19 protein-coding genes, 1 tRNA gene and 1 pseudogene are annotated in these 19,135 nt (G+C 68.6%); 9 read left to right on the forward strand and 12 right to left on the reverse strand.

Going from position 1 to position 19,135, the window contains the following annotated elements; all coding sequences use genetic code 11:
* Window positions 1-156: 156 nt before the first annotated feature.
* Window positions 157-729, forward strand: coding sequence for a dihydrofolate reductase family protein (locus ACH4S8_RS40670; protein WP_398403565.1), 573 nt, complete (start codon window positions 157-159; stop codon window positions 727-729).
* Between the two features lie 194 nt (window positions 730-923).
* On the opposite strand, the gene ACH4S8_RS40675 is transcribed toward ACH4S8_RS40670, so the two are convergent.
* The 3 genes from ACH4S8_RS40675 to ACH4S8_RS40685 form a co-directional block, all read right to left on the reverse strand.
* Window positions 924-1,205 carry a hypothetical protein gene (locus ACH4S8_RS40675; protein ID WP_398403567.1) on the reverse strand — a complete coding sequence of 94 codons (282 nt, stop codon included), beginning with the start codon at window positions 1,203-1,205 and terminating at the stop codon, window positions 924-926.
* Complete coding sequence (locus tag ACH4S8_RS40680; RefSeq protein ID WP_398403569.1) at window positions 1,199-1,942, reverse strand: HD domain-containing protein; 744 nt, start codon at window positions 1,940-1,942, stop codon at window positions 1,199-1,201. Before ACH4S8_RS40680 ends, ACH4S8_RS40675 begins: the two co-directional genes overlap by 7 nt.
* Window positions 1,943-2,019: 77 nt before the next feature.
* Window positions 2,020-2,367, reverse strand: a complete 348-nt coding sequence (locus ACH4S8_RS40685; RefSeq protein WP_398403571.1) for a PadR family transcriptional regulator — start codon at window positions 2,365-2,367, stop codon at window positions 2,020-2,022.
* Between the two features lie 326 nt (window positions 2,368-2,693).
* Here ACH4S8_RS40685 and ACH4S8_RS40690 point away from each other — a divergent pair, with 326 nt between their 5' ends.
* Window positions 2,694-3,356: a hypothetical protein gene (locus tag ACH4S8_RS40690; protein WP_398403573.1), complete on the forward strand. Its 663-nt coding sequence runs from the start codon at window positions 2,694-2,696 to the stop codon at window positions 3,354-3,356.
* A gap of 35 nt (window positions 3,357-3,391) precedes the next feature.
* On the opposite strand, the gene ACH4S8_RS40695 is transcribed toward ACH4S8_RS40690, so the two are convergent.
* The 3 genes from ACH4S8_RS40695 to ACH4S8_RS40705 all read right to left on the reverse strand — a co-directional run bounded on the left by ACH4S8_RS40695 (window position 3,392) and on the right by ACH4S8_RS40705 (window position 5,192).
* Window positions 3,392-3,838, reverse strand: a complete 447-nt coding sequence (locus ACH4S8_RS40695; protein WP_398403575.1) for an SRPBCC domain-containing protein — start codon at window positions 3,836-3,838, stop codon at window positions 3,392-3,394.
* On the reverse strand, window positions 3,835-4,149 hold the full coding sequence (locus ACH4S8_RS40700; RefSeq protein WP_398403577.1) for an ArsR/SmtB family transcription factor: 315 nt from the start codon (window positions 4,147-4,149) through the stop codon (window positions 3,835-3,837). Before ACH4S8_RS40700 ends, ACH4S8_RS40695 begins: the two co-directional genes overlap by 4 nt.
* A 165-nt stretch (window positions 4,150-4,314) precedes the next feature.
* Window positions 4,315-5,192 (reverse strand): IS5 family transposase gene (locus ACH4S8_RS40705; protein WP_398403578.1). Its coding sequence is split into 2 segments (ribosomal slippage): window positions 4,315-4,814 and window positions 4,814-5,192, totalling 879 coding nucleotides; the frame shifts between segments, so codons are not numbered across the junction.
* 41 nt (window positions 5,193-5,233) lie between these two features.
* Between ACH4S8_RS40705 and ACH4S8_RS40710 the strand changes: the two genes are divergently transcribed.
* On the forward strand, window positions 5,234-5,725 hold the full coding sequence (locus tag ACH4S8_RS40710; RefSeq protein ID WP_398403580.1) for a DUF4265 domain-containing protein: 492 nt from the start codon (window positions 5,234-5,236) through the stop codon (window positions 5,723-5,725).
* A gap of 402 nt (window positions 5,726-6,127) precedes the next feature.
* On the forward strand, window positions 6,128-7,399 hold the full coding sequence (locus tag ACH4S8_RS40715) for an RNA-guided endonuclease InsQ/TnpB family protein (protein ID WP_398403582.1): 1,272 nt from the start codon (window positions 6,128-6,130) through the stop codon (window positions 7,397-7,399).
* Window positions 7,400-7,416: 17 nt separating this feature from the next.
* Here ACH4S8_RS40715 and ACH4S8_RS40720 read toward each other — a convergent pair whose 3' ends face one another.
* Together ACH4S8_RS40720 and ACH4S8_RS40725 are read right to left on the reverse strand one after the other, a co-directional pair.
* Window positions 7,417-8,763 (reverse strand): endonuclease domain-containing protein, encoded by a 1,347-nt coding sequence (locus ACH4S8_RS40720; protein ID WP_398403584.1) that lies wholly within the window; start codon window positions 8,761-8,763, stop codon window positions 7,417-7,419.
* A gap of 256 nt (window positions 8,764-9,019) precedes the next feature.
* Complete coding sequence (locus ACH4S8_RS40725) at window positions 9,020-9,205, reverse strand: hypothetical protein (protein ID WP_398403586.1); 186 nt, start codon at window positions 9,203-9,205, stop codon at window positions 9,020-9,022.
* A gap of 559 nt (window positions 9,206-9,764) precedes the next feature.
* Here ACH4S8_RS40725 and ACH4S8_RS40730 point away from each other — a divergent pair.
* The 5 genes and pseudogenes from ACH4S8_RS40730 (at window position 9,765) to ACH4S8_RS40750 (ending at window position 14,642) form a co-directional block, all read left to right on the forward strand.
* Window positions 9,765-9,838 (forward strand) — tRNA-Met (locus ACH4S8_RS40730).
* A 406-nt stretch (window positions 9,839-10,244) separates the two neighbouring features.
* Window positions 10,245-10,535, forward strand: a complete 291-nt coding sequence (locus tag ACH4S8_RS40735; RefSeq protein WP_398403588.1) for a hypothetical protein — start codon at window positions 10,245-10,247, stop codon at window positions 10,533-10,535.
* Between the two features lie 548 nt (window positions 10,536-11,083).
* Window positions 11,084-12,579: pseudogene (locus ACH4S8_RS40740) on the forward strand (ISL3 family transposase).
* A gap of 333 nt (window positions 12,580-12,912) precedes the next feature.
* The gene (locus ACH4S8_RS40745; protein WP_398403590.1) at window positions 12,913-13,830 is read left to right on the forward strand and encodes a helix-turn-helix domain-containing protein; all 918 of its coding nucleotides are present in this window, start codon (window positions 12,913-12,915) and stop codon (window positions 13,828-13,830) included.
* A 506-nt stretch (window positions 13,831-14,336) separates the two neighbouring features.
* Complete coding sequence (locus ACH4S8_RS40750; RefSeq protein ID WP_398403592.1) at window positions 14,337-14,642, forward strand: hypothetical protein; 306 nt, start codon at window positions 14,337-14,339, stop codon at window positions 14,640-14,642.
* 67 nt (window positions 14,643-14,709) lie between these two features.
* Here the strand turns inward: ACH4S8_RS40750 and ACH4S8_RS40755 are convergent, their stop codons facing one another.
* The 4 genes from ACH4S8_RS40755 to ACH4S8_RS40770 all read right to left on the reverse strand — a co-directional run bounded on the left by ACH4S8_RS40755 (window position 14,710) and on the right by ACH4S8_RS40770 (window position 19,107).
* The gene (locus tag ACH4S8_RS40755; protein WP_398403594.1) at window positions 14,710-14,913 is read right to left on the reverse strand and encodes a DUF397 domain-containing protein; all 204 of its coding nucleotides are present in this window, start codon (window positions 14,911-14,913) and stop codon (window positions 14,710-14,712) included.
* A gap of 552 nt (window positions 14,914-15,465) precedes the next feature.
* Window positions 15,466-17,031, reverse strand: coding sequence for a peptide MFS transporter (locus ACH4S8_RS40760; protein WP_398403596.1), 1,566 nt, complete (start codon window positions 17,029-17,031; stop codon window positions 15,466-15,468).
* 25 nt (window positions 17,032-17,056) lie between these two features.
* Window positions 17,057-18,043: a dTDP-glucose 4,6-dehydratase gene (gene rfbB, locus ACH4S8_RS40765; RefSeq protein ID WP_398403598.1), complete on the reverse strand. Its 987-nt coding sequence runs from the start codon at window positions 18,041-18,043 to the stop codon at window positions 17,057-17,059.
* Window positions 18,040-19,107, reverse strand: a complete 1,068-nt coding sequence (locus ACH4S8_RS40770) for a glucose-1-phosphate thymidylyltransferase (RefSeq protein ID WP_398403600.1) — start codon at window positions 19,105-19,107, stop codon at window positions 18,040-18,042. Before ACH4S8_RS40770 ends, rfbB begins: the two co-directional genes overlap by 4 nt.
* Between the last annotated feature and the right edge of the window lie 28 nt (window positions 19,108-19,135).

Raw genomic sequence — 19,135 nt, forward strand, 5'->3', positions numbered from 1 at the left:
GGCAGGGGCCGCCGGGAGGGACGGGCGACGGCCGATGAGTTTCTGCGTGATCCGCAGTCAGAGGTCATGGTTGGTGTGCTGTGGCCGAGAGTGTGGTCGCAGCGGGCACCGACCGAATCCGCTGAGAACCGGACACGAGACACCGAGGAACCAGAGATGCGTACCCTGATCAGCACCGCTTTCGTCTCGCTCGACGGCGTCGTGGAGGCCCCGGGCGGCGAGCCCGGTTACCGGAACGCCGGGTGGACCTTCAAGGACATCGATTTCCTCCCCGAGGCTTACGAGATCAAGGGCCGGGAGCAGAAGGAAGCCACCGCGATGTTGATGGGCCGGATCAGCTACGAGGCGTTCAGCCCGGTGTGGCCCGGCATGGAGGACTTCGCCGACTACAAGGTGATGCCGAAGTATGTCGTCTCCGGCACCCTCACCGAGGACGACCTGGTGTCGAACTGGGGCGAGACGAGGATCCTGCGCTCGCTCGACGACGTCGCCGCGCTGAAGGACACCGAGGGCGGCCCGATCATCGTCCACGGCAGCGCCTCCCTGAGCCAGGCCCTTTCGGGCGCCGGCCTGATCGACCGTTACCACCTGCTCGTCTTCCCGCTCCTGCTCGGAGCGGGCAAGCGGCTCTTCAGCGCCACGGACAAGGAGACCCAGAAGCTCAAGCTCGTCGAGCACGAGGTCTACGCCAACGGTCTGCAGAAGAACGTCTTCGACGTCGTCCGCTGACAGGGTTCCCGCATGCGCTCTGCCGTCGCGTCCCCGGACGCGGCACTCGTGGGACAGACCTGCCCAGCGGGCGTTGGACCAGCGCGCGGGCCAGAGGAAGGACGCCCGTGATGTGGAGCCCCGCCATGGCCGGCCCCGGTGTAACGGCGCCGCCCGGCCAGGGCCCGGGCGGCTGGGGACGCCTGTCGGCGAGATCAGGCGCTGCCGTTTCGGGCAGCCGGGGACGGCACGCCGGCGGGTGGGCCGGGGCTTGACCCGGTGGTGGCTCCGACGGGGTTTCGCCAAGCCTGGATGAGCTGGCCCAGGCGGCGGGCGGGTGTCTCGCTCGGGAGGAACAGCACGAGCACGAGCAGGACGAGCGCGCCCGCGGTGAGTCCCGCGACCACCCAGCCAGGTGCTCCTGCGCCCACGATGGCCGTCCCGAAGGTGGCCGCTGCCCCGAGCAGGCCGCCGATGCGGGCCGTCCGGCTCACCATCGTGGTTCCTGGCCGGCGGGGCGGCGCAGGGTCAGGGACAGGCGGGGGGTGCCGAGAAGCACCCGGAAGGTGAAACGGGTACGGGTGCGGCGGGTGGGCAGGACGGCCAGTTCGGCCTGCCATTCCTGTCGCCATCGGACTCGTTGTGTACCGGGCAGCAGCATCGTGAGCAGGGCCAGCAGGCGTGTGGTGACGGCGTACGCGGTGGGTGTCGGTTGGAGCACGGCTGCGGAGAGGTCGTGCAGTTCACGGCTGACCTCGGCCAAGCCTGCCGCGCGGGCCAGGGGGGCGAAGACGTCGATGGTCTCGCGGGCTTTGCCGTGCTGCTTGCCGGGGGCGACGAACTCGATGGTGCGCATGTTGTGAAGCCGGTCGGCGAGACGAATGGCCAGCACCGCCTCTTCATGCGGCGACCGCGAGACGCCGGGGTGGAGATTGTTCGGCAAGATCGCACGGAGCTCGACCGTGCGGACGTCGGACACCAGCTGGGCGACGTCCGGGCCGAAGTGCTCGGCCACGCGGCCCGGCGGGCAGGATGTGTCCTCGACGTCGTGCAGCAGGGCAGCGCAGACCGCCGCCGGCGGCATGCCGACGTCGGCGACGATGGCGGCGACAGCGAGGCAGTGAGTCAGGTACGGGTCACCGCTGTGGCGGGTCTGTCCTGCGTGCCAGCGGGCGGCCTCGCCATGGGCGAACTCGATGAGTTCGACGTCGGCATCGGGATGGTGCGCACACACGACTCCCAACAGACCTTCGAGGGACGGGCCGTTGACCTGGCGCCCACCCGGCCGGGTGGCTAACCGGCGCCGCGCCTTCATGACACTCCCCCCTCGCCGACCGGATGCGTGGCCGCCCAGCCAGGCAGCGGCTGCTTGCGGGCGCGGTAGGCACGCGCGAGGGCCAGGCGAGCCTGTTCGGCGCCGTCCTTGGTGATCCGGTAGAAGCGGCGGCGCGGTCGGCCGGCTTCCTCGTGGACGGCCGGGTCCTCCCAGGTACTGTCCACCCAGCCAGCCTGTTCCAGCCGGGCCAGGATCGGATAGATCGTGCCCGACGGCAGTCCCGCCAGCTCGCACAGCTCCAGGCCGTACCGCTGCTTGGCGGGATCCTCCAGCAAAGCCCGCAGCACCAGTTGGGTCTGCAGGGTCATACGCGGACTACCCATACTCGTACTCTACATAGCCTATATACAAGATGTCCAGGAAACGGGACGCTCCAGGTCCGCCAGCAGCCCGAGCACCAACTGCCGTGTCCGACGCCGGGGTTCAACCCGGGCGAACCGGGCCGCGATCCGGCCCAGCAGACCCTCGAACATGGCCTGCCAGTGCGCAGGCACTACGCTGCTCCCGGCGGCCACCGCGGGGTCTTCAGTCTTCACACACCGATGATCACCGGCGGCTGCAGCCGTTCCGTATCAGCCCAGTGATTGAACAGCCGGGTGTTTCGCGGCAGTTGACGCGTGAGTGGGCTCACGGAACACGCGGTAGCCGTGTGAAGGGGGCGACGACGAACGACGAGGAAAGATCCGCATCCGCCCATGAACCCAGCGCGCCGGCCGAGGCCACCGAGCCCGACGGCGTGGGCACCCCGTCCGCGGCGGCCTCGCTCGGGCACGGAACTGTCGTGCTGTCACGGGCGCAGAGCAGCTATCGCGACGCGCTACGCGGCTATGCCGTGCTCATCGATGCCGCCCAAGTGGGCAGCATCCGGCGAGGGCAGACGCTCCGCTTCGAGATGCCGCCCGGAGAGCATCGACTCCGGCTGAAGATCGACTGGTGTACCAGCCGGCCCCTCACTGTCCTGGTCGAAGAGGGCAGGACGGTCTGCTTCATCTGTTCTCCAGGGGGCGACGCATCCAAGGCACTCGATGCCGTCAGCGCCAACAGGGGTGACTACATCACCCTGCAGCAGACGTCGGAACCGATCGTCACGGCCAAGACCCCACTGGATCGGGGCGCGCGTCTGCTGGTGGCCACGGCCTTCGGCTTCTTCGCGGGAGGCATCACGCTCATCGGAGCCTTGATCTGGCACTGCACGGGCCTGGCGCCGAAGGCGGACAACGCGGTCGTCGGCGCGAGCCTGGCCGTCACTCTCGCCTCCATGATCGCTTTCAGGCTCCGGCGCCGGAAGGTCAGACATCATCCTCATACGTGACCACGCCCGCTCAAGCCAACTGCGGCGCTCACCGCTCACTCACCAACAAGATCACGGCCTATGGCTGGAGTATCAGCGCCCTTCCCGAGGAGGGTGGCGAGGTTGTCCAGGACGTGAGGCCAGCCCTTGCCCATGCCTTCGTGGGCCTGGCGGCCCATTGGGGAGTCGAGGTCGAACCCCGCGTGGACGAGGGTCAGACGGGTGCCTGCGTTCTCAGGCCGGAGGGTCCAGGTGATGGTGGTGTCCAGCGAGCCCTCGGCGAAGCGGTAGGCGAGCAGGCGCTCGTCGTCGACTTCGGTCACTTCGCAGGGTTGCTGGCCGAAGTTGCCCATGTCGAGGGTGAAGCGGTGCCCGACGATGGGTTTGATGTCGCCCTTGGCCCACCAGCGGGCGTGCAGGTCGGGGTCGGTCAGGGCCTTCCAGACTGCCGCAGGCGGGTGGGGAAGGAACTTCTCGCACGTGATGGTGTTGTCGTCGGTCATGTCGTCTCTTCCTCGTCCAGGAGATCGGCCAGCGCGTTCAGGCGCTGGTTCCAGTAGTGCTCGAACGGGTGCAGCCACTCGCCCACTTCGGCCAGCCGTGCCGCTTCGAGGTGGTAGAAGCGGTGCCGGCCGCGAGGCTCTTCTCTCACCAGTCCGGCGGTACGGAGTACGGCCAGGTGCTCGGAGACCGCGGGTCTGCCCAGCTCGAACAGTCCGGCCAGCTCACCTGTGGAGCGAGGGCCGTCACGCAGCGTTTCGAGCAGTTTGCGGCGTACCGGGTTGGCCAGCACGCCGAATACGTCGGTCGGCATGCCCCAACAATACGTCGGAACTTTCCGACGCGTCAAAGGATTCCGACGCAACCTGCGAGCAGCCTCACCGCTCAGCAGGCACCCGACCGCCCAGGCGGATCGCACTCGACCCAGGCGTCACCGTACGGACGGCGAGGACAGGACCGGGCGGTTTCGTTTGGATCATCATGCGGACCAGAGGAAGATGCCGGCGATGTGGAGTCCGGCCAGGCAGATGGTGGCTGTCTTCTCGCAACGGGTGGCGATGCCTCGCCATTGCTTGAGGCGGTTGATGCACCGTTCGACGGTGCTGCGCTGCTTGTGGGCCTCGCGGTCGAAGGCTGGTGGTCTGCCGCCTCGGCTGCCGCGCCGCAGCCGGTGGCCGTGCTGGTCGGCGGGGACGGGGATCACGGCACGGATGCCGCGCCGGCGCAGGTGTTCGCGGATCGCGCGGGAGGAATGGGCCTTGTCGGCCAGGACCACGTCCGGCTTGGTACGCGGCCGACCGCGTCGTCGGGGAACCCGCAGGCAGGCCATGACATCGGTGAAGGCCGGTGCGTCGCCCGCCTGTCCGGCGGTGAGGACGAACGCCGGGGGCCGGCAGCGGGCATCGGCAGCGAGGTGGATCTCGGTGGTCAGTCCGCCGCGGGAGCGGCCGATGGCGTGGTCGTCGGGTTCGCCGGCAAGGACCCCTTCTTGCGGGCCCCGGCCGCATGCTGGTGGGCCCGCACGGTCGTGGAGTCCACCGAGACCGTCCAGTCGAGGTCCTCGTGGGCGTCGGCCTGGGCCATCAGCGCGGTGAAGACACTCTCCCGGGCGCCGTCGATGGCCCATATTCGCAGGCGGTTACAGACGCCTCGCCAGTTGCCGTACTTCTCCGGCAGGTGCACCCACTGGGGTCCGGTCTGGAACTTGAAGGCGATCGCGTCGATCACCGTCCGGCGATCCCGCACCGGCGTCCGGTCCGGGAGCAACGGCTCGATCCGCGCCCACTGCGCGTCAGTTGACGGCACATCCGGACCAACGATCCGATGATCTAAACGAAATGGCCTGGCTGAGACCATGGGACGATCTTCGCCGAGACGAGCAGGCACAGGGGGCAGAGATGCGGTACATCGTGCACGAAGACCCGGTCGGGCGGGCCGAGAGCAACTACATCGCCCAGGCCGATCTGGCGCCCTTCGACCTCGACGGAAAGATCGAGCAGCTGTGTCTCCTGCCCGAGGAGGACGGCACATACGCGGTGGCCTGCATCCCCTTCATGACCTACGGCCTCGCTCTCGGGGACCGGGTCCGTCTGTCACCGGCAGCTCGTGTGGTCGACGTCGCCCAGCCGAGCGGACACCGCGTCCTGCGCACGCTGCTCAGGCCGAGCCCGGACGCCGAACGTCTTGGCCGCAGCATCGGCCTCATCAAGGACTCGATCAAGGAATCCGGGCTGCTCAGCGAATGGCTCGGGGAGCAGTTCGTTGCCCTCGACATCCCTCCCGGCACTGACGTGAGCCCGTTGTTCGCCCTGCTGCAACGGGAAGTCGACGAGGCAGGCGCCTTCTGGGAATGGGCCGACGCCATGCCGTTCTCAACCACACGGAGCTGACCGCGCCGCGTCTGGTCCCAGCACAAGCCAGTCCCCGGGCCACTTCAGGACGTCGGGAAGCTACGGATCCTTCGCCTGCCGGGGCCGCTCGAAGCCGGGCACGGCAGGCAGCAGCCGCCCGAAAAGTCGCCACGCAGTCGGTCGCAGCCGATGGCGCCCGGGCGGCGAAGGGGTGACATTGCCACCCGCTCCGTCCTGGGCGTCCGGGTGGGCTGCGAACCGAGTTCGGGCGGGTGGGGGTTGACGTGGGTGTCGGATCTGGTGCTGTTCATCAGGTCTCCTTCGTGGATACCCCGGCCTTCAGGCCGGGGAGGAAACGAAGCTCCTGCGGAGCAGGGCAGGGAAAGCCGGTTCGCCCCTGGGCGGACCGGCGTTGTCAGTGGCGGCCGTTAGGTTGGTCCCGTGCATCTGCGGTACTCCTTCCGGCTCGAGCCGACGCCGGGTCAGCGCATCGCGCTAGCCCGTACGTTCGGCTGTGCCCGGGTGGTCTACAACGATGCGCTGGCCGCGAGGAAGGCCGCGTACCAGGCGGACAGGTCGCGGATCGCGACGGGTGCTCTGGCGAAGCGGGTGATCACCGACGCGAAGAAGACGCCCGAGCGGGCTTGGCTCGCCGAGGTGTCGGTGGACGCCTTGCAGTCCTCTCTTCGTGATCTCGATACGGCGTACGCGAACTTCTTCGCGTCGGTGTCGGGGAAGCGGCGGGGGCGCCGTATGGGGCTTCCGGTGTTCAAGTCGAAGAAGGACAGCCGGCAGGCCGTCCGTTTCTCCAGGAACGGGTTCCGGCTGCGGGACAATGGGCGGTTGAACCTCGCGAAGATCGGGGACGTCCGGGTCCGCTGGTCCCGGGAGCTGCCTTCCGCTCCGTCGTCGGTGACTGTGGTCAAGGACGCTTCGGGCCGGTACTTCGCAAGCTTCGTGGTGGACGTCGAGCCCGAAACGCTGCCGCCCGTGGATGCCGAGGTCGGTATCGATCTGGGGCTGATGCTCCCCCAGACTCTGTCCGGGGGGACCCCCATCGCCGTTCTGTCCGACGGGCGGGTGATCGACAACCCCCGCTTCCTGCGGCGTGCCGAGCGTCGGCTGAGGAAGGCGCAGCAGGCGTTGAGCCGCAAGGCGAAGGGGTCAAAGAACCGGGCCAAGGCCCGGCTGAAGGTCGCCCGTGCGCACGCCCGGGTGGCCGATGCGCGCAGGGACTGGTGTCACCAGAACGCTTCGAGGCTGGTCCGCGACAACCAAGCGGTCTACCTCGAAGACCTGGCGGTCTCCGGCCTGGCCCGCACTCGCCTCGCCAAGTCTGTGCACGACGCCGCATGGGGCATGTTCCGCCACGTGCTGGAGGAGAAGGCGGCCCGCTACGGCCGGCATGTCGGCATCGTCTCCCGCTGGCTGCCCTCCTCCCGGACATGCTCGGTCTGCTGGGTCGTGGACGGGAAGAAGCCGCTGCACGTGCGTATCTGGCGGTGCGAGGGCTGCGGTACCGAACATGATCGCGACCTCAACGCGTCGCGAGTGATCCTCGCCGCCGGGCAGGCGGAGAGGCTAAACGCCCCTGGAGGGCCGGTCAGTCCTGGGGTGGAAATCCCACGCCAGGCACGGCCCGTTGAACGGGGAACCCACCCAAAGGCCCAGCCGGTCACCACCGGCAGCCAGACGGGAATCCCCGTCCTTTAGGGCGGGGAGGATGTCAATCAGAACAGTGCCAGGCCCTCACTGCTGGTGTCCACGATGACTGGTCGGGACCGGGTGGGGAGGTCGTCCAGGCGGTCGGGTCCGGCCGCGGCGGCCACCGCGGGGGCCGTCTCGGCCAGCCAGGTGTGGAACTGCTTGGCGGCTTCGCGGTAGGGCACTTGCGCCAGGACACGGTGCTCGCCGGAAGGGCAGAAGTCGACGGTGACAGTGAGCAGGCAGGAACGGGGCGCGTTCTGGCTGCCCGTCCAGGACACGCGCAGTACACCGCAGGGTTTGCGCGCACGGGAGCCGCGGGCATCGCGGTGGGTCGGGCGCAGCGATCGGCAGGCTACGTGGGCGGTCCATGCGGCGAGGTGCGGCAGGGGCAGGGTGGTGCGGGTGCGGCAGCCGGGGCAGCGGTGCCAGTGGCGGAGCCAGTCGGCGGCGTGGGTGTCAAAGAGGCGTGTGTAGCGGTTGGCCACGCGGATGTCGTTGCTGTACAGGTGGTCGGGGCGTTCTTGCGCGTTGCAGGAGTGGCAGACGGGGGCGCGGACGTAGTCGTGTTCATGGCAGTGGTCGAGTACGGCGGCGGGTGCGGTGCGGCAGATGGCGCAAGTCCACCCAGCCACCTTGCGCGAGGTGCCCGGCTTCCTGCTCAGTACCGAGTACAGCTGGCCTTGCAGTTCCCCGTTGTACGGGCGCAGTGGGGCAGTTGGGCCGTCGGGGCTTGTCTGGCCGTCGGTGGCTCGGACTTGCTGGTCGTGGGAGGGCGGCACGGTGACGGCAGTGGTTGTCTGGCGGGGCCGCGCGGCCTGCAGCCACCGCGTTTCGGCATGCTCGGCCGCGTCCAGCAGTCTCACCACGGCGCGCGGCAGCCACCACGTCCGCTCCGTCCGGTCCCGGGTCTGCTCCACGAGTATCCGCCGCCAGTCGATCCCCGCCAGATGGCACGGCCCAGCGCCTTCACGCCGTGCTGCCCGCTCGGGGCTGCCCAGCTCCTGCAGGTCCCAGGTGATGCGCTGACGCCACCGCAGCAGGGTTCCCTCGATGCACTCCTTCTTCGGCGCGCCACGGAACGGACCGATGCGGACCAGGTCCTGGCAGTCCATCTCGACCGCGTTCAGTTCCCGTGCCGCCCGGCGCACCTCAGTCTCCGGAACACTCCACTGGCCGTCGCCTGCCTTCACCGTCGCCACCACACGGCCACCGAGCAGGACGTACCCCGCCTGGGCATGGGCAGGAGAACAGGTGAACGCCGCAGAAGTCCTTGGCACAGCACTGTCGGTCGTCAAGCCGGCCCACAGAGCGTCCGCAGCGCCCAAAGAGATCAGGCCGCCCGGGCAATCCGAGATGACACGCTCTGACATACCAGCAGGCTAACCGCCCGCACCGACAAGCTGACAGGAGCGGCTGGCCGTCAGCCCTCGCCGGTGATGGCCGCAGGGGCCAGGCGGTGAGCTCGAGATCGCCGGTTGACCGGGCACGCCGAACGAGCGCCGGAAGCCTTCTGAGGCCGCTGCAACACGGTGGTGCAACAGCGGTCCCGGATGGGTATCCGGCCGCGTTACCGCAGGTCAGGAATGCAAAACAGCTCGGGTGTTGCAGCGGATGCCCAAGGGCCGGCTACCGGCAGCGCGAGATGGTGACTCGGGCCTCCGCCAGGACGATGCCGGTCGCCGGATCGCGGTGCACGGGGACGTACAGGCCCCAGTCGGCGTCACCGGCCGTGAGCCAGCCTCCGGCCCACGGGGCGTCGGTGGTCTCCAGCACGCGACCGGCGAGCGGGCCACCCACGAGTCGAACGATCACAGCGGTACCTCCATCCGGCAGGACTCTCCCGCCTCACCCCTTGGTGGGGCTCAGCACCGGAAGGACAGCACGGGGGCACCGGCGACTTCCGTCCCGGCCCCGCCGCCGGGCCGACGGCGGCGAGGCGCGGCGGCCCAGGCCGACGCGCAACCGGCTGAGCACGCCCCGATCCGCGGCCGCGGCCGTACCGCCCATCCCGCCCGTTCCTTCCTCCTCCACTCCAGCCAAAGGACATGGGCAGAGCAGCCGCAACGGGGATACCAGCAGGCCGACCACGACAAAACAGCGTGGTGACCTGTACAGACTCGGGGATGGTCCTGCGGGCCGCGCAACAGATAGGCGCAACCCTTGTCGCAACCTCGTGCTCCTGGCCGACCGCGGCCCTCGTCCGGGGTTCGGGCCGGGCTGTGCACAACGCCGTCTAGCGGCCGAAGCGGTTGGCCTCCGCAGCGAACCCGTCATCCGGTGCAGCCACACCCGCGTTCGCCGGCGCCCCTCGGAGCAGGCTGTCGATCATGGTCTTGGTATCGGCACAGTTGACGTAGGGTGGAGCAACCGACGCGGGGTGGAGCAGCTCGGTAGCTCGCTGGGCTCATAACCCAGAGGTCGCAGGTTCAAATCCTGTCCCCGCTACTGATGCTTGAGGGGCCGGCACGATGTGCCGGCCCCTCAAGCGTGTCCAGCCCCGGGGCACGCGGCGTCGCAGCGCACGGCAGGCGGAAGTACGTCATGGGCAGGAAGCGCCGCGCGGGGTACAGCACCGAGCGGCACGTATGCGCGCGAGCCCGCATCACCATCGTGATGGTGCGGGACCAGGCTCATCCGTCATGGCGGGTATGCAGGCACGGTCATCAAGGTCGTCCTGCAACCTCGCCGAAGCCCGGTTCGTGTCAGAGGCTGGGGTCCAGTAAGCGGACTGGTTCGCCTGCACCATCAGTGCGGGCGGTGGTCGCGAAGACCGCGCCGCCGGGACGAGCGGGAGTGGGCCGAGCGGAGTACAGGAGCGTGCCTTGCCCGGCGGACAGTCGTTGGCCCGGACATGAGAAAGATGATCACGCACGGGGTCTTGGTAGCCGCGGCTGTGGCCGCCACCGCTGCGGCGGGAGCCTCCCCCACCTTCGCCGACAACGACAGCAACTTCGGCAGCGGTGTGAACGCTGCCAATAACTGGAACTTCACCGCAGCTGCGGTATGCCTGCAGGAAGTCGCGGTCGTACCCGTACTGGGCGACTACATCGGCGACCACACCAACAACTGCTCGAACGGAAACGTCATCGACCATGCCACAAAGACCGCAGGAAAAACGGTGAACGACCTGGCAGACCACTGACGGCCGATCCCAAAACGGTTCATCCCGCGGTGCGAGCACCCGGGCCACACTCTTGGATCATGGAAGAGCCCGTGCGCGTCGCCTTGGCGGAGGCGGTGGCCGTTCTGTCCGCACCCGATGCCCAGCGCAGCGACCCACGGGGGCAGTGACCCACAACTTGCTGCCGGGACGCGCTGCCCGCAGTGGTCACAGCTGCCGCTGGCCCGGGGCCCGTACCGCCGGGTCACCGGGCGCCGCTCGCACGCACGCGTGTGGCACGCCGTCACGCGGCACACGTTGGCCCCTCCCTGGAAGCTGCCTCCGACCGAAAGTTCCCGATGCCACCCGCGTCCGACCCCCCTTCCGCCGATTAACGGGTGGCCGAAGGAAACGGGGAGGGAGAAGCCGCTGTCGCCGACGAAAACAACGAACCGGTCCTCACCTTGGGGATCTTCAGATCGAGGTCGCAGGCCTGGGTGGTCAGCAGGTCATCGGGCTCGTTGCTGCGGCTGACGTGACATTGGTTTGGACCGGACCGATCGCAGCTCGGGGCACGATCTTTCACGGAGGTGTGGCCAGAGAGCCATCACCAAGGATCCGGACACCTACGGAACTTGATCAGACCCTGGGCCCGGACGCCGTGGGAGACCGCGGTCTGTCCGGTGTGTGGTGCCTCGTCGGGACGGGTGCACGGCTATCACTAGCGGACGGTGGCCGACGTTCCGGTCGACGGGCGCCGGGTGATGGTTCGTGTGCGGGTGCGGCGTCTGGTGTGTCCCACGCGCGGCTGTCGGCACACCTTCCGCGAGCAGGTGCCCGGGGTGCTGGAGCGGTACCAGCGACGTACGGCCCGTCTGACCAGGCAGGTCAAGGCCGTGGTCAAGGAGTTAGCGGGCCGGGCAGCTGCGCGTTTGTTGGCGATACTCGCGGTGGGCCTGTCCCGTCACACGGCCCTGCGCGTCCTGGTGCGCATTCCGTTGCCCGCCGGGCGGGTGCCCCGTGTGATCGGTGTCGACGACTTCGCCCTGCGCCGACGGCACCGCTATGCCACCGTGGTGATCGGCGCCGAGACCCATGAGCGGATCGACGTACTGCCCGACCGCACAGCCGGCACGCTGGAAGCGTGGCTGCGCGGGCATCCGGGCATCGAGGCCGTGTGCCGCGACGGCTCGACCACATACGCCGAGGCCATCCGCCGCGCGCTGCCCGACGCGGTGCAGGTCGCCGACCGGTGGCACTTGTGGCACAACCTGTGTGAAGCCGCCCTCAGCGAGGTGAAGGCACACAGCACCTGCTGGGCCGCAGTGCTGGACGCGCCGATCTACGACGGGCCCCGTGCCCGGACTACCCTGGAACGCTGGCACCAGGTGCACGGCCTGCTCGAGAAGGGTGTGGGCCTGCTCGAATGTGCCCGCCGCCTGCAACTCGCCCTGAACACCGTCAAACGCTACGCGCGAGCCGACCGGCCCGAGCGCATGCTCCGCGTCCCAAATACCGCGCGAGCCTCGTCGACCCCTACCGCGAGCACCTGCGCAGACGCTGGGCCGAGAACCCCGCCGTCCCCGTCCAGCACCTCTTCGAGGAGATCAAGGCTCTCGGCTTCACCGGCTGTCTCAACCTCCTACACAAGTACATCAACCAGGGCCGCGCAGACGCCGACCGCAGTCACATCTCCCCGCGCAGACTCGCCCGGATGCTGCTGACCAGGCCCGACAACCTCAAGGCCGAGCACCACGAGCTTCTGGCCAAACTCACTGCCGCCTACACCGAGATGACCCAACTGGCCACAGGTATGCGGGACTTCGCCCCGCTCCTGTCGCCTCACACCGAAAACGCCGACGCGCTCACGCGCTGGGCAGCCCGGGTCCGCGACGCCGACCTGCCCCACCTGCATGCCTTCGCCCGAGGTCTGGAACGAGATCGCGAGGCCGTGGACGCAGCTCTCACGCTTCCGTACAGCAACGGCCCCACCGAGGGTGTCAACACCAAGACCAAGCGCATCGCGCGCCAGATGCACGGACGAGCAGGCTTCGCTCTGCTCCGCCACCGCATCCTCCTCGGATAACAGTCACCCTGAGCGACCACCGAAAGTGAGACAGGGCCGAACGTCTTACAGTCCCGCTGCTGATAGCAGGTGCGGCAGGGAGCGCCAAGTCTCCGTTCGAGCCTGTGTGCGAGGAGGTTCGGATCGCGCAGGAAGCGGATCGGGGCACGCAGGCGTCCCAGGTAACGCTGATGTCGTCCATAGATGTGTGCCGATGAGGCGTCAGATGCACCGCGACAGCAAAGGGGATGGTGAGATTTCGTCTGAGACAGCCAGCTTTATGCTCGGTGGCAGTCGGGTATTTCCCCGTTGGTGATGCCACAATCAGCGATGCAGCAGGAAGGGGGACGAGGCATGGTGACACCCCGTCCGGGAAATCCCGCGCTTCAGCGACTTCAGTTGCGCATCGAGTTGCGTAAGGCTCGCAACAGGGCCAGGCTGACGCAGCGTCAGGCGGCTGCACAAATGGAGTGGTCGCCGAGTAAGTTGCTGCGCATCGAAGCAGGTGAGGTGGGAATTTCGGTTCATGACCTCAGACCGCTGCTGAGTCTCTACGAGATTAGTGATCCTGACGTCGTCGAGCGGCTCCTCGGCTTGGCGCGTGGCAGCAGGAAGATGCCGTTCGCGGAGTACCGCGACATCTACGGGCAGAATTTCCTGAATTTCCTGGCCATGGAGTCGGCCGCGTTCGTGACGCGCGCGTTCCAGCCGCTGGTCGTTCCGGGCCTGCTCCAGACAGAGGAGTACGCCACGGAGATGATCCGTGCCTACAGTTCGAACAAGTTCTCCGCGCCTCAGATGCAGCGTCTGCTCGAAGGGCGTCTGCAGCGTCAGGAAGTACTGGATCGCGACGATGGCGAGACCTACTTCATCCTGGACGAGGCAGTGCTGCGTCGTCAGGTGGGCGGGCCAAGCGTGATGCGGCGCCAGTTGCGCCGGCTCGCGGAGCTGGCGGCACATCCTCGCCGACAGATCATGATCTTCCCGTTCAGCAGTGGGACCGCCGCCGCACAAGGCCCCTTCACTCTCTTCGAGTTCGAGGACGACCTGCAGTGTTTCGTCTACCTGGAGAACCTGCGCACCCCCGCGGACATCAGCACAGCCCGGGAAGACTTCGACAGGCACCTGGCGGTGTTTTGGGAGTTGGAGGGACGTTCCATCAAGGGAGAGCGGGTACCGGCTGTCCTGCTGCAGATGGCCGAGGACATCGACAACGAACGCCATCGCTCACCCGCCCCCGCGACGCCTCCGCCTCCGCCTCAGGAGGGCTGACGGCATCAGGCCGGGCCGTGGATGAACCGCCCGGCTACGCGGGCCGCTCGGGGCAGGGGCGCAGAGGTGTGCACGTCCCGGTGCGCAGCAGTCGTTGGGGGCGCATGCAGGCACGAGGGGGCTCACGGTGACCGTGGCCGGACATGACTGTGGCTCCGCTTCAGCGAAGCCACAGCGGGGAGCGGATCCGCTGCAACGGAATGCGCCCCCGGGCTGATCGCCCGGGCCACCGGAGACCAGCGTATGCACCACGGTTGCGCATCACCGGCGCGTTGGCAATCGTCCCTGGTGGGCGGTGCCATCGTTAGCCGGACGGCGAACCGTCCGTAGAAGGTGTGCTCGGCGCGGCAGCTCCATAAACCATCAATCTGCTATACAGCTGCCCGCGATGCGGCCATCAGGAGTGCACCGGGAAAAACATGTACTCCCGTCAGAAGATGGGATGGACGTGTTCATTCCTGTTCGGGCGGCCGTCGGCACACGGATGATCAAGATTCGAAGAGGGCATGGGCTTCGCAGACAGTTCACCGTCTGCAAGCGGTGAACTGAACTTCACGAAGTCCCGGGCCATCTGGAGTACAGCCTTGTCCGACAACGACCGCGCACCGGAGCAGAAGCCAACGAGCCGGCACCGCACCATTCCCAAGCCGCGACCTCACACCGTCGCAGCCATCACGATCGCGATGGCATCCATGGTTCTGGCTGTCGCCCTACTGATCCTCGCGCCAGACGAAACCGGCATCACCGCCTCGGGAGCCGTCGCCACCGCAGGCCTCTCCCTTGCCGGACGACTCGCCCACCCACCTCGCTGACCGCGACACTCCACCCGCCGCGGGTGCCGGCACCTGACCTGACGCCCGCGGCAACATCACCGGCCGATCACCCCTCGGTGGAAGGGCGGCGGCCATCACGTCGAGCCATCAAGAACAGTTCCCACGACCGGTCCGAGAACGCCAGCCTCCGCCCGAAGGTGTCCTTGGTGTCGCGCACGAGGACGTTGCTCCCCGTCCACGCCACCTCCACACACTCATCCCCCTGCATGTCGCTGAAAGAGGATTTACGCCACGACCACGACGGACCCATGCACGTGCCTAACTCTCAACGGCGGCCGTGCAGCACCGCGCATCGGCCACCTGACAATAGAAGACCGATTTGCCGGTTTTGGCACCATTGATTGTACCCGTTGCAGGCACCACTCTCGGCGCACGCGCCTCGTGGCACCAAGACGCCAAACGCCGTACAGGGCCGGAAGGTTACCGGTTCGCCCACCCCCGCACCCCGAATACACGATGACCGCCCCCGTCAGACCCCGCATCACGCTGCCGAGCAATTCCCACCCCGCCGCGTCCCCGTCCATGGCAACTCGCCGGGAAACGCGGAGCGAAGGGCGGTGGCGCACTCGTGGGCCGTCACCGTGACAGAGGCACCGCATCGCATCCTCGTCGCGCAGATGCTCCAGCACGCCATCACACACACGGCCGGCATCCCACCGGGCCCGGCCGTTCAGGTGCTGCATGCCGTCCGGCCTCACCACCGTCTCGCCCGAGACGCCGAACCGCCCTGGAGGCGATTCGGCTTCCCCTGCCCCGCTTCGCGGGAGCGGGCATTCACCCCGGCCCTGAAGGACCGGACGCCCTACCCGAGAGCAAGGTGGAGGCGCAGGCGGGGGGCGGTGGTGGCCACGGCCGTGCCGGCTGCCAGGGCGATGCCGGCCAGGGCGAGGAAGTAGGCGGGCAGGGGCAGGACGGCGGTCAGGCGGAAGAGCTGTCCGCCGAGGACGACCCCGACGGCGGCGAACATGCCGTTCAGCGCCAGGAACCGGTTGAGGTAGCCGGGCGGGGCGACCGCGGCGGCCAGGGCCAGGCCGGCCGGGGCGAGCACGACCTCGCCCAGGGAGTACAGCAGGTAGACGGCGATCAGCCAGGCCATCGAGACGTCGCCGGTACGGGCCAGGAGCGCGGCCGCCGTCATGACGATGAAGCTCAGCCCCGCCGCGGTCAGGGCTCCGGCGAACTTGGTGGTCGTCGTCGCGTTCAGCCGGCCGGCGAAGGGGGCCAGGAGCAGGATGAACAGGGGGTGCACGCACTGCAGCCAGCTCGCGGGGACCGTGAAGCCGAGAACATCGCGGTCGGTGTGGTGCGCGGCGAAGAGCGCCAGGGCGGAACCGCTCTGCGCGAAGATCATCCAGAAGGCCGCCGAGGCGGCCATGACCGCGGTGAAGGCGGCCATCCGGTGGGGTTCGACGGCGGTGCGGCGGCTCAGGGCGCGCAGGTAGAGGAACGGCAGGCACACGGTGGCCAGGCCGAGCAGGGCCAGCACCGCGAGCAGCGGCAGCACGCCGAGGACGACGGCGGCCGCGGCGGCGGTGCCGGCGGCGGCGACGGCCGTGGCGCGCCGCGCGGCGGTACGGGTCTCGGTGCGGGTCAGGGGGCGGGTGGGGGCGCTGCCGATGCCGTCGAGGGCGCACAGGCCGACGCGGAACTGGGCGAGGCCCGCCGCCATGCCGAAGGCGGCCGCGGCGAAGCCCAGGTGCCAGGTGACCTTTTCGGCGAGGAGTCCGGTGACGATGGGGGCGAGCAGGGCGGAGACCTGGATGCACATGTAGAAGCGGGAGAAGGCCTCCTCCCGTTTGGCCGTGCCGCTGACCGCGGACACCATGGCGGCCAGGGACGGCTTGACCAGGCCGGTGCCGGCGACGACGAGGGCGAGGCCGGTGTACAGGGCGGGGACGGCCGGGATCGCGAGGACGGCGTGGCCGCAGGCGATGAGCGTGCCGCCCGCCAGTACGGCCCGGCGGGCTCCGAGGACGCGGTCCGCGAGCCAGCCTCCGGGCAGGCCGGCCATGAAGTTCAGGGACATGTAGGTCGCGAAGAGCGCGGTGGCCGTCTGCTGCGACATGCCCAGGCCGCCGTCGGCGGGGGCGGCGGTGAGGTAGAGGACGAGGATCGCCGCCATGCCGAAGAAGCTGAAGCGTTCCCACAGGTCGACGCCGAGCAGGGTGAGAAAGCCCCGGCGGGCCCCGGGGCCGGGGCCTGTGGCGTCGCCGTCCCGTGCCACGGGTGTGTCCGTCCGCGCGGCGGGGGTGTTTGTCCGCGCGGCGGGGGCGTCCGTCCGCGCGGCGGACCGGCCGTGCCCGTCCCCGGTGTCCCCCTGGCGTATCCCGGCACCGCTGTGGTCGCGTGTCCGGCTCGGGCTGTCCACGGTGTGCTCCTTCGTGCGGTTCGAGTCAGGCGACGGCCAGGTCGTGTGCGCGCAGCGGCTCCCACCAGGCGCGGTTGTCGCGGTACCAGGCGACCGTCTCGGCCAGGGCCGTGTCGAAGTCCTTCGAGGGCCGGTAGCCGAGCTCGGTGTGTATCTTCGTGAAGTCGACGGAGTAGCGCCGGTCGTGGCCCTTGCGGTCGGGTACGAAGTCGACCGCCTCCCAGCCGGTGCCGCAGGCGTCGAGGAGGCGCTGTGTCAGCTCCCGGTTCGTCAGCTCCGTGCCTCCGCCGATGTTGTAGATCTCGCCGGCCCGTCCTTGGGTGCGCACCAGTTCGATGCCGCGTACGTGGTCGTCGATGTGCAGCCATTCCCGGACGTTCAGGCCGTCGCCGTACAGCGGCACCTTGCGGCCTTGGAGCAGGTTGGTGATGAACAGCGGGATGACCTTCTCCGGGAACTGGTGGTGTCCGAAGTTGTTCGTGCAGCGCAGGACGCGTGTGTCCAGGCCGTGGGTGCGGTGGTAGGAGAGGACGAGCAGGTCGGCGGCGGCCTTGGACGCCGCGTACGGGGAGCTGGGGTGCAGCGGGTCCGTCTCGGGGCAGGCGTGGTCGACGGAGCCGTACACCTCGTCGGTGGAGATGTGGACGAAGGTGTTAAGGCCGTGGCGCAGGGCCGCGTCGAGGAGGACCTGCGTGCCCACGGCGTTCGTCTGCACGAAGGGGTCGGCGCCGGTGATCGAGCGGTCCACGTGGGTCTCGGCCGCGAAGTGGACGATCTGGTCGTGCTGTGCGGCCAGTCGGTCCACGAGTGCGGCGTCGCAGATGTCGCCGTGTTCGAAGGTGAGGCCGGCGCTGTCGCGTACGGCGTCGAGGTTGGCCGGGTTGCCTGCGTAGGTGAGTTTGTCCAGGACGGTGATGCTGAGGTCGCCGGGGCCGTGGGCGCCGAGCAGTGTGCGGACGTAGTGCGAGCCGATGAAGCCGGCTCCTCCGGTTACCAGGATCCTGTTCGTCATGAGGAGATCTGCACCTTGCTGTTGTCGCCGAGGATCAGACGGTGTGCCGCACGGGTCCGGGGTGCGGGGGTGACCTGGACGTTGCGTCCCACGAGGGAGGACTCCAGCCGGCGCACGCCGGTGATGGACGAGTCGCCGAGGATGATCGAGAACTCGATCTCGCTGTCCTCCACGCGGCAGTTGTCGGATATCGCGGTGAAGGGGCCGACGTAGGAGTCGGTGATCGAGGTGTCCGCTCCGATGACGGCGGGCCCCACGATGCGTGATCTGCGCACGACGGCGCCTTCGGAGATCTTCACCCGTCCGATGATCTCGCTGGCGTCGTCCACGTCGCCTTCGATCTTGGTGGTCAGGGTCTCCAGGACGGTCCGGTTGGCCTCGAGCATGTCCTCGACTCCCCCGGTGTCCTTCCAGTAGCCGGTGATCCTGGTGGAGCGGACGCTCTTGCCCTGTCTGATCAGCCATTCGATGGCGTGGGTGATCTCGAGTTCGTCCCGCCAGGACGGCTTGATGGCGCGTACTGCCTCGTGGACGGCGGGTGTGAAGAGGTAGACGCCGACGAGGGCGAGGTCGCTCTTGGGGTGGGTCGGTTTCTCCTCCAGGCCGATCACCTGGCCGGACGCGTCGAGTTCGGCGACGCCGAAGGCCCGCGGGTCGGGGACCTGGGTGAGCAGGATCTGGGCGTCCGGGCGTTCTTGGCGGAACTCCTCGACGAGGCCGGTGATGCCGCCGAGGATGAAGTTGTCCCCGAGGTACATCACGAAGTCGTCGTCGCCGAGGAAGTCCCGTGCTATCAGCACCGCGTGGGCCAGGCCCAGCGGTTCTTCCTGCGGGATGTAGGTGACGCGCAGCCCCATCTTCGAGCCGTCCCCCACCGCGTCCATGATCTCCTGGGCGGTCTCGCCCACGATGATGCCGACCTCTTCGATGCCGGCGTCGGCGATGGCCTCCAGGCCGTAGAAGAGGACGGGTTTGTTCGCGACGGGGACCATCTGTTTGGCCGAGGTGTGGGTGATCGGGCGCAGCCGGGTTCCCGCTCCTCCGGACAGGACGAGTGCCTTCACGTGTTCGCTCCGTGGGTGTGCGGCGCTT

The sequence above is a fragment of the Streptomyces sp. NPDC021080 genome, from assembly GCF_044333225.1.
In the GTDB taxonomy this organism is placed as follows: Bacteria; Actinomycetota; Actinomycetes; order Streptomycetales; family Streptomycetaceae; genus Streptomyces.

What these genes read in the sequence shown, in the direction of transcription:
- ACH4S8_RS40670 (WP_398403565.1), top strand. Translation starts at nt 157, where the DNA reads ATGCGTACCCTGATCAGCACCGCTTTCGTCTCGCTCGACGGCGTCGTG.
- ACH4S8_RS40675 (WP_398403567.1), bottom strand. Translation starts at nt 1,205, where the DNA reads ATGGTGAGCCGGACGGCCCGCATCGGCGGCCTGCTCGGGGCAGCGGCC.
- ACH4S8_RS40685 (WP_398403571.1), bottom strand. Translation starts at nt 2,367, where the DNA reads ATGGGTAGTCCGCGTATGACCCTGCAGACCCAACTGGTGCTGCGGGCT.
- ACH4S8_RS40695 (WP_398403575.1), bottom strand. Translation starts at nt 3,838, where the DNA reads ATGACCGACGACAACACCATCACGTGCGAGAAGTTCCTTCCCCACCCG.
- ACH4S8_RS40700 (WP_398403577.1), bottom strand. Translation starts at nt 4,149, where the DNA reads ATGCCGACCGACGTATTCGGCGTGCTGGCCAACCCGGTACGCCGCAAA.
- ACH4S8_RS40710 (WP_398403580.1), top strand. Translation starts at nt 5,234, where the DNA reads ATGCGGTACATCGTGCACGAAGACCCGGTCGGGCGGGCCGAGAGCAAC.
- ACH4S8_RS40720 (WP_398403584.1), bottom strand. Translation starts at nt 8,763, where the DNA reads ATGTCAGAGCGTGTCATCTCGGATTGCCCGGGCGGCCTGATCTCTTTG.
- ACH4S8_RS40735 (WP_398403588.1), top strand. Translation starts at nt 10,245, where the DNA reads ATGAGAAAGATGATCACGCACGGGGTCTTGGTAGCCGCGGCTGTGGCC.
- ACH4S8_RS40745 (WP_398403590.1), top strand. Translation starts at nt 12,913, where the DNA reads ATGGTGACACCCCGTCCGGGAAATCCCGCGCTTCAGCGACTTCAGTTG.
- ACH4S8_RS40750 (WP_398403592.1), top strand. Translation starts at nt 14,337, where the DNA reads ATGGGCTTCGCAGACAGTTCACCGTCTGCAAGCGGTGAACTGAACTTC.
- ACH4S8_RS40755 (WP_398403594.1), bottom strand. Translation starts at nt 14,913, where the DNA reads ATGGGTCCGTCGTGGTCGTGGCGTAAATCCTCTTTCAGCGACATGCAG.
- rfbB (WP_398403598.1), bottom strand. Translation starts at nt 18,043, where the DNA reads ATGACGAACAGGATCCTGGTAACCGGAGGAGCCGGCTTCATCGGCTCG.